Origin of the sequence: Pseudomonas sp. M30-35 (assembly GCF_002163625.1) — a bacterium.
Taxonomy (GTDB): Bacteria; Pseudomonadota; Gammaproteobacteria; order Pseudomonadales; family Pseudomonadaceae; genus Aquipseudomonas.
The window spans coordinates 348,282-363,312 of the sequence record NZ_CP020892.1 but is presented as its reverse complement, the minus strand read 5'-3'; the positions used below and the strand labels follow the sequence as shown (position 1 = coordinate 363,312).

At 55.4% G+C, this 15,031-nt stretch carries 15 protein-coding genes; 11 read left to right on the top strand and 4 right to left on the bottom strand.

The annotated features are described in order from the left end of the window. Positions 1 to 120: 120 nt before the first annotated feature. Both B9K09_RS01570 and B9K09_RS01565 read left to right on the top strand, forming a co-directional pair. Positions 121 to 2,502, top strand: coding sequence for a penicillin acylase family protein (locus tag B9K09_RS01570; RefSeq protein ID WP_087515200.1), 2,382 nt, complete (start codon positions 121 to 123; stop codon positions 2,500 to 2,502). Positions 2,503 to 2,575: 73 nt separating this feature from the next. Then, on the top strand, positions 2,576 to 3,016 hold the full coding sequence (locus tag B9K09_RS01565) for a YtoQ family protein (protein ID WP_087515199.1): 441 nt from the start codon (positions 2,576 to 2,578) through the stop codon (positions 3,014 to 3,016). 105 nt (positions 3,017 to 3,121) lie between these two features. Here the strand turns inward: B9K09_RS01565 and B9K09_RS01560 are convergent, their stop codons facing one another. Continuing rightward, positions 3,122 to 3,658: a flavin reductase family protein gene (locus tag B9K09_RS01560; RefSeq protein ID WP_087515198.1), complete on the bottom strand. Its 537-nt coding sequence runs from the start codon at positions 3,656 to 3,658 to the stop codon at positions 3,122 to 3,124. 472 nt (positions 3,659 to 4,130) lie between these two features. Here B9K09_RS01560 and B9K09_RS01555 point away from each other — a divergent pair, with 472 nt between their 5' ends. Further along, positions 4,131 to 4,799, top strand: a complete 669-nt coding sequence (locus B9K09_RS01555; protein ID WP_087515197.1) for an FMN-dependent NADH-azoreductase — start codon at positions 4,131 to 4,133, stop codon at positions 4,797 to 4,799. Here the strand turns inward: B9K09_RS01555 and B9K09_RS01550 are convergent. The 3 genes from B9K09_RS01550 to lepB form a co-directional block, all read right to left on the bottom strand. Further along, positions 4,781 to 5,737 (bottom strand): LysR substrate-binding domain-containing protein, encoded by a 957-nt coding sequence (locus B9K09_RS01550; RefSeq protein ID WP_087515196.1) that lies wholly within the window; start codon positions 5,735 to 5,737, stop codon positions 4,781 to 4,783. The genes B9K09_RS01555 and B9K09_RS01550 overlap by 19 nt on opposite strands. 83 nt (positions 5,738 to 5,820) lie before the next feature. Continuing rightward, positions 5,821 to 6,510, bottom strand: coding sequence for a GNAT family N-acetyltransferase (locus B9K09_RS01545; RefSeq protein ID WP_087515195.1), 690 nt, complete (start codon positions 6,508 to 6,510; stop codon positions 5,821 to 5,823). A 407-nt stretch (positions 6,511 to 6,917) separates the two neighbouring features. Beyond that, positions 6,918 to 7,706 (bottom strand): signal peptidase I, encoded by a 789-nt coding sequence (lepB, locus tag B9K09_RS01540; RefSeq protein ID WP_087518937.1) that lies wholly within the window; start codon positions 7,704 to 7,706, stop codon positions 6,918 to 6,920. 557 nt (positions 7,707 to 8,263) lie between these two features. Here lepB and B9K09_RS01535 point away from each other — a divergent pair. From B9K09_RS01535 to B9K09_RS01500, 8 genes are read left to right on the top strand one after another with little or no spacing between them, the layout of a single operon-like run. Further along, the gene (locus B9K09_RS01535; protein ID WP_087515194.1) at positions 8,264 to 9,112 is read left to right on the top strand and encodes a transporter substrate-binding domain-containing protein; all 849 of its coding nucleotides are present in this window, start codon (positions 8,264 to 8,266) and stop codon (positions 9,110 to 9,112) included. A gap of 52 nt (positions 9,113 to 9,164) precedes the next feature. After that, positions 9,165 to 9,827 (top strand): amino acid ABC transporter permease, encoded by a 663-nt coding sequence (locus B9K09_RS01530; RefSeq protein ID WP_087515193.1) that lies wholly within the window; start codon positions 9,165 to 9,167, stop codon positions 9,825 to 9,827. A gap of 8 nt (positions 9,828 to 9,835) precedes the next feature. After that, entirely contained in the window at positions 9,836 to 10,498 is a 663-nt protein-coding gene (locus B9K09_RS01525; RefSeq protein ID WP_087515192.1) for an amino acid ABC transporter permease, read from the top strand. Beyond that, entirely contained in the window at positions 10,495 to 11,286 is a 792-nt protein-coding gene (locus tag B9K09_RS01520; RefSeq protein WP_087515191.1) for an amino acid ABC transporter ATP-binding protein, read from the top strand. The genes B9K09_RS01525 and B9K09_RS01520 overlap by 4 nt, the downstream gene beginning before the upstream one ends. Before the next feature lie 30 nt (positions 11,287 to 11,316). Further along, positions 11,317 to 11,709 carry a RidA family protein gene (locus B9K09_RS01515; protein ID WP_087515190.1) on the top strand — a complete coding sequence of 131 codons (393 nt, stop codon included), beginning with the start codon at positions 11,317 to 11,319 and terminating at the stop codon, positions 11,707 to 11,709. 56 nt (positions 11,710 to 11,765) lie between these two features. Next, on the top strand, positions 11,766 to 12,530 hold the full coding sequence (locus B9K09_RS01510) for an IclR family transcriptional regulator (RefSeq protein ID WP_087515189.1): 765 nt from the start codon (positions 11,766 to 11,768) through the stop codon (positions 12,528 to 12,530). Positions 12,531 to 12,569: 39 nt separating this feature from the next. Further along, positions 12,570 to 13,787 (top strand): amino acid deaminase, encoded by a 1,218-nt coding sequence (locus tag B9K09_RS01505; RefSeq protein WP_087515188.1) that lies wholly within the window; start codon positions 12,570 to 12,572, stop codon positions 13,785 to 13,787. A gap of 54 nt (positions 13,788 to 13,841) precedes the next feature. Next, positions 13,842 to 14,777: a sugar kinase gene (locus B9K09_RS01500; protein ID WP_087515187.1), complete on the top strand. Its 936-nt coding sequence runs from the start codon at positions 13,842 to 13,844 to the stop codon at positions 14,775 to 14,777. Positions 14,778 to 15,031: the final 254 nt, after the last annotated feature.

Genomic DNA, 15,031 nt, shown 5'->3' with positions numbered 1-15,031 from the left:
ATTAATTGACCAAATAATTTCAGCAATTACGTATTTGGTCAATGCCGTGGACCTGCCTAGTCCGCACAATAGAGGCATAAAGTGCGGTCTGAACCGCAAGACAATAATAAGGATGATTGAATGAAGCGCTCGCTCTCTGTACTGGCCGTCATTGTTGCTCTAGCCGCTGCCGGCGGAGGTTGGTATTACACCAGCAAACAACCCCAGCGCACGGGGGACGTTGCCCTGCAACACCTCAAAGCCCCCGTCAGCGTGCGTTACGACGAGCGCGGCGTGCCGCATATCAAGGCTGAAAACGAAACTGACATGTACCGCGCACTGGGCTTTGTTCATGCCCAAGACCGGTTATTTCAGATGGAGTTGATGCGCCGCCTGGCGCGCGGAGAGCTGGCAGAGGTGTTAGGCAGCAAACTGGTTGAAACCGACCGTCTGTTCCGCACCCTGGAAATCCGCAAACACGCCGATGAATACGTGCAGACGATGGATCAGAGCAGCGCATCATACAAAGCGCTGCAAACGTATCTCGATGGCGTCAACCAGTATCAGGACAACCATCCGGCGCCGGTTGAATTTGATGTGCTGGGCATTAACAAACGCCCATTCACTGTGGCCGACACTATCAGCGTTGCCGGTTACATGGCTTACAGCTTCGCTGCCGCGTTTCGCACAGAACCCGTGCTGAGCTATGTGCGTGACCAACTGGGTGCCGACTACCTCAAGGTGTTCGATCTCGATTGGCACCCGCAAGGTGTTATGCAACAACCGCTGGCGAGTAATGATTGGAAAGACCTCAACAGCATCGCCCGCCTAAGCCATGAAGCGCTCGCCGAAGCGGGTTTGCCACAATTTGAAGGCAGCAACGCGTGGGCGGTATCGGGCAGCCGCACGGCCAGCGGTAAACCCTTGCTGGCGGGCGACCCGCATATTCGCTTCTCAGTACCCGCGGTGTGGTACGAAGCGCAGTTGAGCTACCCCGGTTTTGACTTATACGGCCACCATCAGGCGCTCAACCCGGTTGCATCCTTGGGCCACAACAAGGATTTCGCCTGGAGCATCACCATGTTCCAGAACGACGACCTCGACCTGATCGCCGAAAAAGTTAACCCGCAAAACCCTAATCAGGTTTGGTACCAGGGCCAGTGGACAGACCTACAAAGCCGCACCGAAACCATTGCGGTCAAAGATGCCGAGCCGGTCACTCTGACCCTGCGCCGCTCCCCGCATGGCCCCATCATCAACGACGCATTGGGCGAGTCCGCAGGCAAAACACCTATCGCCATGTGGTGGGCGTTTCTGGAAACCGACAACCCGATTCTCGAAGGCTTTTACCAGCTCAACCGCGCCGACACGCTTGAGAAAGCACGCACAGCATCAGAGAAAATCGAATCACCGGGCCTTAACGTGATCTGGGCCAACGCCAAAGGGGATATCGGCTGGTGGGCGGCGGCCAAACTGCCGCGTCGCCCTGCTGGCGTCAACCCGAGCTTTATTCTCGATGGCTCCACGGAAGAGGCTGACAAGCTCGGCTATTACCCATTCAGCGATAACCCGCAGGAAGAAAACCCGCAGCGTGGCTATATCATCTCCGCTAACTTTCAGACCGTTTCCCCCACAGGTATAGAAATCCCCGGTTACTACAACTTGCCGGATCGCGGTCAGCGTTTAAATCAACGCTTAGCGGACAACTCGGTGAAGTGGGATCTGGAAAATAGCCAGGCACTGCAACTTGACCCCGGTACAGGCTACGCACCACGCTTGCTGGCCCCGATCATCGATGATCTGCGCAATGCAGCCACTGACGACCAGGAACGTGCACTGCTTGAACAATTGGTAACTTGGAACGGCGACCACACAGTCGACGCAACCGCGCCAACTTTGTTCAACCAGCTTGTATATGAATTAACCAAGCAAGCGATGAGCGATGAGTTGCAAGGTGCATTTTTCGACAACTTGCTCACCACCCGCGTACTGGATGTGGCGCTGCCCCGCCTGACTGCTGACGCTAACTCACCGTGGTGGGATAACCGCAGCACCGAGGCCGTCGAAGACCGTGCGCAAACAGTCAAAGTGGCTTGGCAAGCGAGTATTGCCCACCTCAAGCAAACCTTGGGCGACGACCCGAAAAACTGGCAATGGGGCACTGCACATACCCTGACTCACAACCACCTACTGGGCCAGAAAAAGCCTCTGGATCGCATCTTCAATGTCGGCCCATTTGCAGCGCCAGGCGGCCATGAAACGCCGAACAACCTGTCACACCGTGTAAGCCCGGCACCATGGTCAGTGGTTTATGGGCCGTCAACCCGACGCTTGGTCGACCTGGCCGATGCCAGCACTGCGCTGGGCATCAACCCGGTTGGGCAAAGCGGTACACCTTTCGACAGCCATTACAGCGACCAAGCCGAGCGCTATATGCAAGGCGTTTACCTGCCCATGCACCTGAGCGACAGCGATGTTGCAGCGCATACCCGCAGCACACTGACCTTCAATCCTGCACGCTGATCCAACTGGCGCGCCGTCATCGGCGCGCCATGCTTGGTATAGTGGTCGTCTTTAACAAAGCATTGAGGTTCTGATGACTTGGACTATCTACTTATCCGGCGAGATTCATACCGACTGGCGTGAGCGCATCATCAACGGCGCCGCCCAAGCACAGCTCGACATTAAATTCACCTCGGCCAATACCGACCATGAAAGCAGCGACGCTGCGGGTGATGTACTCGGCGCTGAAGCTGAAAGCTTTTGGCGCGACCACAAATCATCCAAGGTCAACGCGATCCGCACCAAGACATTGCTTGAGCAGTGCGACGTGGCGATCATCCGTTTTGGCGACAAATACAAACAATGGAATGCAGCCTTTGATGCAGGCTTCTGCGCCGCACTGGGCAAACCCTATATAACTCTGCACGCTGACGACATCATTCACCCACTGAAAGAAGTCGACGCCGCCGCAATGGCCTGGGCACAAACCCCGGAACAAGTGGTTGAACTGCTTAAGTACGTGACCCAAAACTAGAGCCGTCACCTGCGATTGAACGCCGTTGCATCGATGCGTAACGGCCAAGTTCATTACCAAGCCCCGCCACTGCGGGGCTATTTATGGGTAATGATTAATCAGCTCTCACTTGGCATTGGCATCCGCATTCAAGGTGCCAAAAATACGCTGCGAGTAGGCCAAAGCACTGCCTTCGGCAGATTGAGCCTGCGCCACACGCCCGACAAATACAGCATGGCTGCCGAGGTTGATCTGCTGCTCGAGGTAGCAGTCAAAACTGGCTAGAGCCTGACCCAGAACGGGAGCACCAGTGTGTTGCTCCATCCAGCTTGCGCAGGCAAAGCGATCGCCTCCAGCAACAGGCAATTGACCGGCAAACACTTGGGCGATTTGTTGCTGCGCGCCTGTCAGCACGTTAACTGCAAAACAGCCGTTACGATCAATTGCTGAGCAGGCCAGATTATTGCGATTGATGCACACCAATAACAGCGGAGGCTCTGCAGAAACCGAGCTCATGGCGCTCACCGTTAAACCAAAACGTCCGCCGGGTCCGTCAGTTGTCACAACCGTGACGCCGCTGACGCACTTGCCCATCGCAGCAATAAAGTCGACAGCTGCGGCCTCAGGTGCAACAGCATTGAATGACAAAGCGTTCAGGGTCATGGCTTGTGTCCTCTGCAAAGCGGCTAAGACAGGGCTGTTAAATTGGTTGTCCTAGCTATGAAAAATCCTATAACCCCTACAAAACCCCGATTGGCTGCAAACGTCGCCCACCTACCAACCCGCGCCATGCCAGGTCAATTTCCTGGAAACACCGGGCCCGTCTCTATTTTTAGAGAGTTCAACGTCACTAAGGCAATCAAGAGCCAGCGTTCTAGAACTTATAAAAATCAAACAACACTTTATGAAATACAGTCCGTTAAGTTTTACTCAACCTGGCAAACTATAAACGTCAGTCAGACCACTAAAAACTTGAAACAACAAGGGTCTCAATCCAGCGAAACAGATAAAACTTAACGGTTGAGTTTTATTTAACTCAGCTCCAATAAAACTCAATAGGCAGACCGCCGAAAGTTATGGCCAACTTGTTTACGCCTTGAGGTAATTCAATCTCAGACTAAACAGGACCTAACCCATGACTACTCTTTTGCACATTGATGCCAGCGTACGATCCGAACGCTCCCTAAGCCGTAAACTCTCGCAAGCTTTTGTCGATGCTTGGGTTGAACAGGATGGCAACACAAAGGTTATTGTTCGTGACATTGGACGCAACCCACCGCCATTCATAACAGAGGAGTGGATTGCAGCGGTGTTTACGCCACAAGCGCATATGACTGCCGAAAAGCGCGAGGCGCTGCGCCTCTCCGATGAGTTGATCGAGGAACTGAACCGCGCCGATGTCATCGTTCTCGGCACTCCGATGTACAACTACGGCATGCCGGCTCAACTCAAATCCTGGTTCGACAATGTGATTCGTATCGGCAAGACATTCAGCTTTGATTTGGGCCGTGGCGATTACCCTCTGGAACCGATTATGGATGGCAAGAAACTGGTCACTCTGTCTTCCCGTGGTGAATTCGGATTTGGCCCCGGAGGCATTCGCGAATCCATGAATCACCTAGATACTCATATCCAGACTTGCGCGCACTACTTGGGGGTGAATGAAACCCATACCATTTCCATCGATTATCAAGAGTTTGGCGACGCTCGACATGAAGCCTCCATCGCAGATGCTTTCGACACCGTCCCGAACCTGGTAAAGCAACTGGCTGGTGCGAAAAAACCTCAGCTTTCGCCAGCGTAAGTGCCCGTGTCGCCGCTCGGCTCTTGCGCCTCATTCAGAGCGCTCTCCCTGAATGAGGCCGCCTCACTCAGCAGCCAATCTCTAAACAATGAAAGACTGCTGTGTGGGGCAGAGCCTGTGCCTTCGATCAGGTGGTAAGTGAAGCCCGGCAAGCTCGGCCCTTCCACTCTACGCATCTGCCCAGAGCGCAACCCATCGTCAACCAATACGTCGCTGCATAGCAACGGGCCCAATCCCTGCTCGACAGCGTGTAATGCCAGCGTTTCCTCGCTGTACCAAGAGGTGCGCAACTCTCGCGAGGTATCGTGTTCAACTTGAGCCAGCCAAGCCGACCACAACGGCACATCCAGCGCCTGATTCTTCCATTTGAACGCCAGCAGCGAACGGTTGTGAAAATCGTCAATCCGGGCATTTCGATCGGCAGGACAGATGCTGTTGTGCGCTACAGCGATGTACTTATCCACAAACAACACGGGGCCCCGCACATCGGCGTCGACCGGCCCATAGCGAATAGCCAGGTCTGCTGTCCCGGCACGCACATCCACGATCTTTTCCGACGCATGAATAGACACCACAAGGTTGGGATAAAGCGCGTTGAACTTCGCCAGACGCGGCATAAGCCAGCGCTCCGCAAATGCACGTGTGGTGGACACCTGAATCGCGTCACCGGCTTGTGGCGCTACGAGTAAGGCAAAGGCTTGGGCAATCTGATCAAAGCCGTCGCGTAACAACGGATAAATCGCCTTGCCTGCCGGTGTGAGACTTGCCGTCCGGCCTCGCTCCAAGAGCTTTTGCCCCAAGCCGTCTTCAAGTTGCCGAACTTGATGACTGACCGCCGCAACCGTCACAGAAAGCTCGTTGGCAGCAGCAGAAAAACTCTGATGACGCGCTACTGCTTCAAATGCACGCACGGAGTTCAATGGAGGTATTTTGCGCATCGCTTTCTCCTAAGGTAACCGGGGGAGCAGACCACGAATTTATACAGGAGGCGGCTTTCGGCAGGTAGTTGCCGGAACTGTCATCAGTGAATCGTAGGGAAGCGCTCTTTGACCAATGCCTGAGCCTGATGGGTCATCTGGTCGAGCAGGCGGTCGCGCTTGCTTTCGGCATCGCTCATGGCTTTCTTGCCATGCTGCTGTACTAGATAAGCGTGAATCTGCCGCACTTCCTTGGACTGAAAAATCGGGGCCAGATCCTGCACCGCCACCATTCCACCCGAACGATAATTTCGAGTGCTTAGCACCACGTGTGGCCCCTGCGCTGCCACGACCTGAAACCCCATGGCTTCGAAGGTTGGCACCTTGCTCGCCACGCAGGCCAGCTCCGCATGGGGACGATGCTCAAGCAATTGCTGCAACATGGCCTTGGCAATACCACGTCGGCGGTGGCTGGCCTGAACTGCCATGTAGGCCAGCGTGCAAGCCTCGGCATCATCCTGGCTCGGCAAATACAGGGCAAAACCCAACACCAACGAGGGGTCTTCATTATCCAGAGCCAAGATCAATCTCGGGGCGCTATCCGCAGCACTGCTCATGGCTTGCAGATACATATGCACCTCGTAGCCAATCACGTACTGGTACAACTGATAGAGCGGATTGCTTGGCGTCAACGACACCGGGCTGATATCGCTGAAGTAGTCCACCACCATTTGTAGCACCTGCGAATTCAGGGACTCAGGCGGCGATGTTTCCAGGTGGACAAGGGTGAACATCGAGAAGCTAGCTCCGGGCGTGCCCGATCAGGGAAATCGGCGCTGGCCCCATTGTAACGCCCACCGGCATCACTTGCATGGGACCGCCCAACCCAAAAATGTGTAGCCTTTATGCTCGGCGGGGTGAGTGATGCGTATAGCGTTCACTTGTGGTCATTCAGTGGCTATCCCGACAAGTAGAAACTGACCAAGAGTGAACAATTGGTTACTTCAGAATCGTGGCCTGTTCCTAATTGTTCGCAGAATGCCATCAATGTCCCCTTAGAACCAAAGACAATGGTCGCGCCTTGAATTTTGCGCCACCTACGTGAGGTGGGGTGCGTGCTAGATGATTCTCAGATTGCAGCAGGCCAGAGGCAACAATATTGTCTTGTCTGTGCCCCACTTTACCGTGGCAGCCTCAGGCATTAATCGAAGGTCGTACCAACCCTAGCCCGCTCTTTTGACAGCCATACTCCAGTGACCTTGCCGCTGATATCGTCAGTCGAAATCTGCCCAATAAAACGGCTATCGGTGCTGGAGTCTCGATTATCACCCAATAAATATACATGGTTCGGTTTGACTTTAACCGGAGCGAGGGTAAGCGAGTATTCCATAGACACTCGAGCAGGTGGCGCGAAAAAAAGCCCCAAATTACGCTCATTGTTCAGTACTTCACCATCCACGATAGACAATGTATCCCCACCTACCGCCGCAATTCGCTTAACTGAACTTGTGCCTCTGTACCGATAGACAACAATGTCTCCGACGTTTGGCGTGTCGTATCTAGTATCCGTGACAATGTAGTCCCCGAGTTGCAGTGCAGGAATCATCGAGCCAAAGGGAATGGAGTAAAGCTTGTACCCAAGCAAACTGGATCGCAATGGATACATTAATGTGAGAGTACCTATGATTAGCGCGGCCACATAGAGAGCATGAGTTCTCATTCTCGGAAAGTTCCCGCTACAGCTTGCTTTACGAGCCTGGCTAGCAGCTAAAAATGCCGAACTAAGCTTGATCAGTAAAACGAACCCTGCGAATGCATAAACTCCTGCTGGGCTCGCGATCAAACCAAGAAGGCCAGCCAGCAAAATCCCGCCGTACATAATCCCTGCAATAACCAGGGCCAGAGTGACTCTACCGACGTAAACCTGCCCCCAGCCAGCGACTGCAAGCGACATGATAAATGCAAGTACCGGGCTCCGTTTAGAAGACATAAATACTGGAAACTCCTTAATCAATAACATCGCTACGATGAGGGTGAAGGGTGAAGGGTGAAGGGTGAGTAACATTATGCCAAACACACTGGCTACAAACCTGCTCAACGACAGGTTTTAGCCGGTAAGTTATTTTCTACTTCGACCGAGCAATTAAACCAACAGACCACGGTATTGATACTGAGATGACTGCTCTTGAGCTCACTGAAATATCCTTTTCAAAGCCTATCGAAGGCCTGCTGACGTTAAACGAGACCAGCAGGTAGAGCTACTGCCAAAAACTACAGATGCTCTGCGCAATGCTGTTGCTCCGTTTGGCGTGTAATGCATCGAGATGTCACACAACCGCCCACAACCTGTAGCCAACGGTAGCGTTTATCCATCTGTCCATTTCGTAACACCTGCTTCACGCTCATACGCATCCGTTTGATTCAAAACACTTTTCAATCTCTCACGGGGTTTCGCCCACAACCTGCGGCATACTTCTTGCTGTCTATTCCGTTGTTACATACTTATATCCGTTATAGCGGAACAATCATAACCTTGGAGTGCTTGCTATGCATCGCCCATCATCTTTATTTAAAGCGTGTGTTTTGTTTCTCGCGGCTTCGGCCTCCGTCATGGGTGTCGCTCAAGCGGCAGACAGCAAGCTGGACAGCGTGCTGAGCCGTGGAAAACTGATCGTGGGCACGGGCAGTACCAATGCGCCGTGGCACTTTCAGGGAGCGGATGGCCAATTGCAGGGTTTTGATATCGACATCGCACGGATGGTTGCCAAAGGTCTGTTCAACGACCCGAGCAAAGTCGAATTCGTGGTGCAGTCGTCTGATGCGCGGATTCCGAATCTGCTGACCGACAAGGTCGACATGAGTTGCCAGTTCATCACCGTAACCGCCAGCCGCGCACAGCAAGTGGCGTTCACCTTGCCGTATTACCGCGAAGGTGTCGGTTTGTTGTTACCGGCTAACAGCAAATACAAGGAAATCGACGACCTGAAAGCTGCCGGTGACGACGTTACCGTAGCGGTGCTGCAGAACGTATACGCCGAAGAGCTTGTGCATCAGGCGCTGCCCAAGGCCAAGGTTGATCAATATGACAGCGTTGATCTGATGTATCAGGCAGTGAACTCCGGCCGCGCCGACGCGGCAGCCACCGATCAGTCGTCGGTGAAATACCTGATTGTACAGAACCCCGGTCGCTATCGCAGCCCGGCTTATGCCTGGAGCCCACAAACCTATGCGTGCGCCGTCAAACGCGGCGATCAGGACTGGCTGAACTTCATCAACACCGTTCTGCATGAAGGCATGACCGGCGTTGAGTTTCCGACCTATTCGGCGTCGTTCAAACAATGGTTCGGTGTAGACCTTCCGCCACCTGCGATCGGTTTCCCAGTCGAGTTCAAATGATCCCGTGAGAGCGAGGCGATTATAAATCGCCCCGCTCAAGGTACTGCTGACTATGAACTATCAGTTGAATTTTGCTGCCGTCTGGCGCGACTTCGACACCTTGCTGGCGGGGCTCGGTCTGGGTCTTCAGTTGGCGCTGGTGTCGATTGCGATCGGCTGCGTGATCGGCCTGCTGATGGCGTTTGCCTTGCTGTCAAAGCATCGCGTGTTGCGGGTGCTGGCGTCGGTGTATGTGACGGTGATTCGTAATACGCCGATTCTGGTGTTGATTCTGTTGATCTATTTCGCGTTGCCAAGCCTGGGCATTCGCCTGGACAAGATCCCCTCGTTCATCATCACCCTGTCGCTGTATGCCGGGGCGTACCTGACCGAAGTGTTTCGTGGGGGGCTGTTGAGCATTCCCAAGGGACAACGTGAAGCCGGGTTGGCGATCGGGTTGGGAGAGTGGCAGGTCAAGGCTTACATCACCGTCCCCGTGATGCTGCGCAATGTGCTGCCGGCCCTGTCGAACAACTTCATTTCACTGTTCAAGGACACCTCGTTGGCGGCGGCGATTGCCGTGCCGGAGCTGACCTATTACGCGCGCAAGATCAATGTCGAGAGCTATCGGGTTATTGAAACCTGGCTGGTGACTACAGTGCTCTATGTTGCGGCCTGCTACCTCATTGCCTTGATGCTGCGTTACCTCGAGCAGCGTCTGGCGATTCGCCGATAGGAGGCCCCATGTACGAATCCCCCACTTGGTTGCATGAGTTATGGGTGGCGCGAGAAGTCCTGTGGCAGGGCTTTGTGACCACTATTCAGTGCTCGGCACTGGCAATTTTGCTGGGCACGATGATAGGCATCGTCACGGGTCTGGTACTCACGTATGGCACGTTCTGGATGCGTGCACCATTCCGGCTTTACGTCGACATCATTCGCGGTACGCCCGTATTTGTATTGGTGTTGGCGTGCTTTTACATGGCACCGGCATTGGGCTGGCAGATCAGCGCGTTCGGGGCTGGCGCTCTGGGGCTGACGTTGTTTTGCGGCTCCCACGTCGCGGAGATTGTGCGCGGTGCGCTGCAAGCGCTACCCAGTGGTCAAATGGAAGCGAGTAAGGCCATCGGCCTGACGTTTTACCAGGCGCTGGGTTACGTGTTGTTGCCTCAGGCGTTACGGCAGATTTTGCCGACCTGGGTCAACTCCTCCACCGAGATAGTCAAGGCGTCGACGCTGTTGTCGGTGATCGGCGTCGCCGAGTTGCTGCTCAGCACTCAGCAGGTCATCGCTCGGACGTTCATGACTCTGGAGTTTTACCTGTTCGCCGGTTTTCTCTTTTTCATCATCAATTACGCCATCGAATTACTCGGCCGGCACATTGAAAAACGGGTGGCCTTGCCATGACACAAGCTCAAGTTTCGACACAGAATCAAGCTCTGCTGGACATTCGTGGCCTTCACAAGCAATACGGCCAGCTCGAAGTACTCAAGGGTGTTGACCTGACCATGCATCGTGGCAACGTGGTCACGCTGATCGGCTCCAGCGGCTCGGGAAAGACCACGCTACTGCGCTGCGTGAACATGCTCGAAGAGTTCCAGGGCGGGCAGATTCTGCTCGACGGCGAATCCATCGGCTATGACGAGGTCAACGGCAAGCGCGTGCGTCACCCGGAAAAAGTCATTGCTCGTCATCGTGCCATGACCGGCATGGCGTTCCAGCAATTCAATCTGTTCCCGCACCTAACCGCGTTGCAGAACATCACCCTCGGTTTGCTCAAAGTCAAAAAACTGGACATGGATGAGGCGGTGGCGCTGGCGGAAAAATGGCTGGAGCGGGTTGGCCTGCTGGAGCGACGCAATCATTACCCAGGCCAGTTGTCCGGCGGCCAGCAACAACGCGTGGCGATTGCCCGGGCGATTGCGATGAACCCAAGCCTGATGCTGTTCGATGAAGTCACCTCGGCCCTCGATCCGGAACTGGTAGGTGAAGTGCTGAGTGTGATCAAGGGCTTGGCCGAAGAAGGCATGACCATGCTGCTGGTGACCCATGAAATGCGTTTTGCCTTCGAGGTATCGGACAAGATCGTTTTTATGAATCAGGGGCGGATCGAAGAACAGGGGCCGCCCAAGGAATTGTTTGAACGCCCGCAGTCGCCACGGCTTGCGGAATTTCTCAAGAACACCCGCTTTTAAGCATTCATTTTTCAATCAGGAGAAACACTCATGAGCATCATTCGTTACGGCACCGGTAGCACCGCCGGTGGAGGCCAGCCCCGTCCTTTCGCCCGCGCAGTCGAAGCCGATGGTTGGTTGCACGTGTCCGGCCAGGTGCCGGCGGTGAATGGTGAAATCATTGTGGGCGGCATCGTCGAGCAAACTCACCAGACCATGAAAAACCTGATCGCAATCCTCGAAGAAGCCGGTTATGGGCTGGAAGATGTGGTGCGTACCGGTGTGTGGCTGGAAGACCCGCGGGATTTCTGGAGTTTCAACAAAGTGTTTTCCGAGTACTTCAAAAGCGAGCACGCCCCTGCCAGAGCCTGCGTGCAGGCGAACATGATGGTGGACTGCAAGGTTGAGATCGACTGCATCGCCTACAAGAAAAAGACAGCCTAACTGTCGCCGCCTGGCTCTAGGTAAACTCTCGGCACTTTGAATGGGAACCTGAAAACATGACCGAAGACACCATCAAGCGCCGGGCTCGCGGTCTGGACCGGGCGTTCGATATCCTCGATTTCCTCAAGGAGACCGGCCAGCCCCTGCGACCGAACGAAATCGCCAGCGGCATCGGCAGCCCGAAATCCACGGTCTACGAGCTGGTCGCGTCCTTGTTGGAACGGCGTATCCTTGAACCTGTGGGCAAGGACGGGCAGGTTTATCTCGGCCGTCAGTTGTACTTCCTCGGGCAGGCGCATTTGCGCCATTTCGACCTCGCGCGGGAAGCCGATCACGCCTTGCAGGATATCGTCAGTCAGACCCGCGAAACCGCGCAGATGTGTCTGCTCAACGGACGCAAATACACCGTGGCGCTGATGAAAGAAGGCGAGCGGCATTTCCGCATTTCTTCGGACATCGGTGAGAACGCGCCAATCCCCTGGACCGCTTCGGGACGCCTGCTGCTGGCCCACCTGAGCGATCAGGAGATAGTCGATTTGATCGATCCCGATGACTTCATTCTGCCGGACGGCGAACGCCTGCCGCTGGAGCGGTTTCTCCAGGAAATCCGCCAGGCTGGTATCGATGGCTTCTTTTCCTTCGATAGCGTCGCCGACACCTTTACCCATTGCTTCGCCGCCCCGGTCAATGACCCGAACGGCGTGGCCATCGCGACCCTGTGCATCGTCGCCCCACGAGCCGATGCGCAAAATAACTACAACGACTATCGCCGGGTGCTGATCGACAACGCCAATAACCTCGCCCGGCGTATCAATGAATAACAATTATTGCCTGCGGCTGCGTGGGTGAGGAAATCGACCATGTCTACAGCCATCAATACCGCCTCCGTGGAAAAGGGATCCGCCCAGACCGGTGCCAATCTGGTGTGCGACGTCAGCCTGCCAGCGCTGGTGCTGCACCGCGACGCGCTGGAACACAACATTCGCTGGATGCAGGACTTTGTCAGCAACAGCGGCGCAGAACTGGCGCCCCACGGTAAAACCAGCATGGCCCCGGCGCTGTTTCGCCGGCAACTGAACGCTGGTGCCTGGGGCATCACTCTGGCGAGCGCCACACAGACCCGCGCGGCTTACGCCCATGGTGTGCGCCGCGTGCTGATGGCCAACCAGTTGGTCGGCACACCGAACATGGCGCTGATCGCCGATCTGCTGGCAGACCCGACCTTCGAGTTCCATTGCATGGTTGATCACCCGGATAACGTCGCTGACCTCGGCGCGTATTTCGCCTCGCGCGGCGCGCGCCTGAACGTGATGATCGAGTACGGCGTGGTTGGCGGTCGCTGCGGTTGCCGCACCGAAGCTGAAGTGCTGGCGCTGGCCAAGGCTATCGCCGCTCAACCGGCGTTGGCGCTGACCGGTATTGAGGGTTACGAAGGGGTGATTCATGGCGATCAGGCCGTGAGCGACATTCGCGAGTTTGCCGACTCCTTGGTACGCCTAGCGGTGCAGTTGCAGAACAGCGATGCGTTCGCTATTGCCAAGCCGATCATCACTGCGTCGGGCTCGGCCTGGTTCGACCTGATCGCCGAATCTTTTGAAACGCAGAATGCCAGCGGGCGCTTCCTCAGCGTACTGCGCCCCGGCAGTTACGTGACCCACGACCATGGTATTTATAAAGAAGCGCAATGTTGCGTGCTCGACCGACGCAGCGACCTGCACGAAGGTCTGCGCCCGGCGCTGGAAATTTGGGCTCATGTGCAGTCGTTGCCAGAACCGGGTTTTGCAGTGATAGCCCTGGGCAAGCGCGACGTGGCCTACGATGCCGGTTTGCCGGTGCCGTTGCTGCGTTACAAGGCCGGTGTGGTGCCGGCCATCGGCGATGATGTGAGTGCCTGCAAGGTGACGGCAGTGATGGACCAACATGCGTTCATGAGCGTGGCTCCGGAGGTTGAATTGCGAGTGGGCGATATTATTTCCTTTGGTACTTCGCACCCCTGCCTGACCTTCGACAAGTGGCGTATCGGGTGCCTGGTGGATGAGCAGCTGAATGTCATCGAAACCATGGAAACCTGCTTCTAAGTATCCAGACCGAAGCTGCCTGCCAGGTAACATCCATACACCAGAGACCCATCAATGAACACCTTCAGCACCCTAGGCCCCAACATCCAGCGCATCGCCCTGATCGGCGAATGCATGATCGAATTGCAGCAGCGCGCCGACGGTAGCCTGCAACAAAGCTTCGGTGGCGATACCCTGAACACTGCGGTCTACCTAACCCGTGAGCTAGGCGATAGTGGTGCGGTGGATTACATAACTGCCCTGGGCGATGACAGTTTCAGCGATGCAATGTGCCAGAGCTGGGCCGATGAAGGCATTGGCCTGGAAATGGTCCAGCGTTTACCCGGTCGCTTGCCCGGCCTGTATTGCATCCAGACCGATGCTGCCGGCGAGCGGCGTTTTCTCTACTGGCGTAACGAAGCGGCAGTCCGCGATTGCTTCACCACCCCAGCCGCCGCGCCAGTTCTGGCGGCGTTGCCAGATTACGACGTGTTGTATTTCAGCGGCATCACGCTCGCGGTGCTCGGCGTACAAGGACGGGAAAAACTTCTAGAAATCCTGATCGAAGCGCGACAGCGGGATGCGCGGATCGTTTTCGACAACAACTACCGGCCACGGTTATGGGCCTCGACCGAGGAAGCGCAAGCGGCCTATCGCAGCGTTCTGCCCTATGTCGACCTAGCGTTGTTGACGGTTGAGGACGAGCAAGCGCTGTTCAGCTTTTCCGATTGTGCGGCGGTGTTTGCCGCTTATGAGCAGATTGGCACGCCCGAAGTAGTGCTCAAGCGTGGCGCTGAAGCATGTCTGATTCGTTGTAATGGAGAGTCGTTCGAAGTCCCGGCGCAGGTGGTCGAATGCGTGGTGGACACCACGGCGGCAGGGGACTCGTTCAGTGCGGCGTATTTGGCCAACCGGCTCAAGGGAGGCAGCCCGGCTGAGGCGGCAGAAGCGGGACATCGTTTGGCGAGCCGAGTGATTCAAGTGCCTGGAGCACTCATTCCAAAAGATTGAAATACGATCGATCTGTAGGCGCTGCCGAAGGCTGCGATCTTTTGATTTTTATCAAAAGATGATCCCGAAAAATCAGAGTCAGCAATGACAACTCTCCTGGCACCTGAAGTGCTGCACAGTTGGCCCACCAAGGCAGATCTGACGGAGCAGAGTACTAAAGAAAGTACCGAAAAAAGCGATGCCAGTGGCGAACGCTGAACTCCTGACTGCCCTGCCCTTTGCACCTCATCGTATGCGGACGACCTTTACAGCAG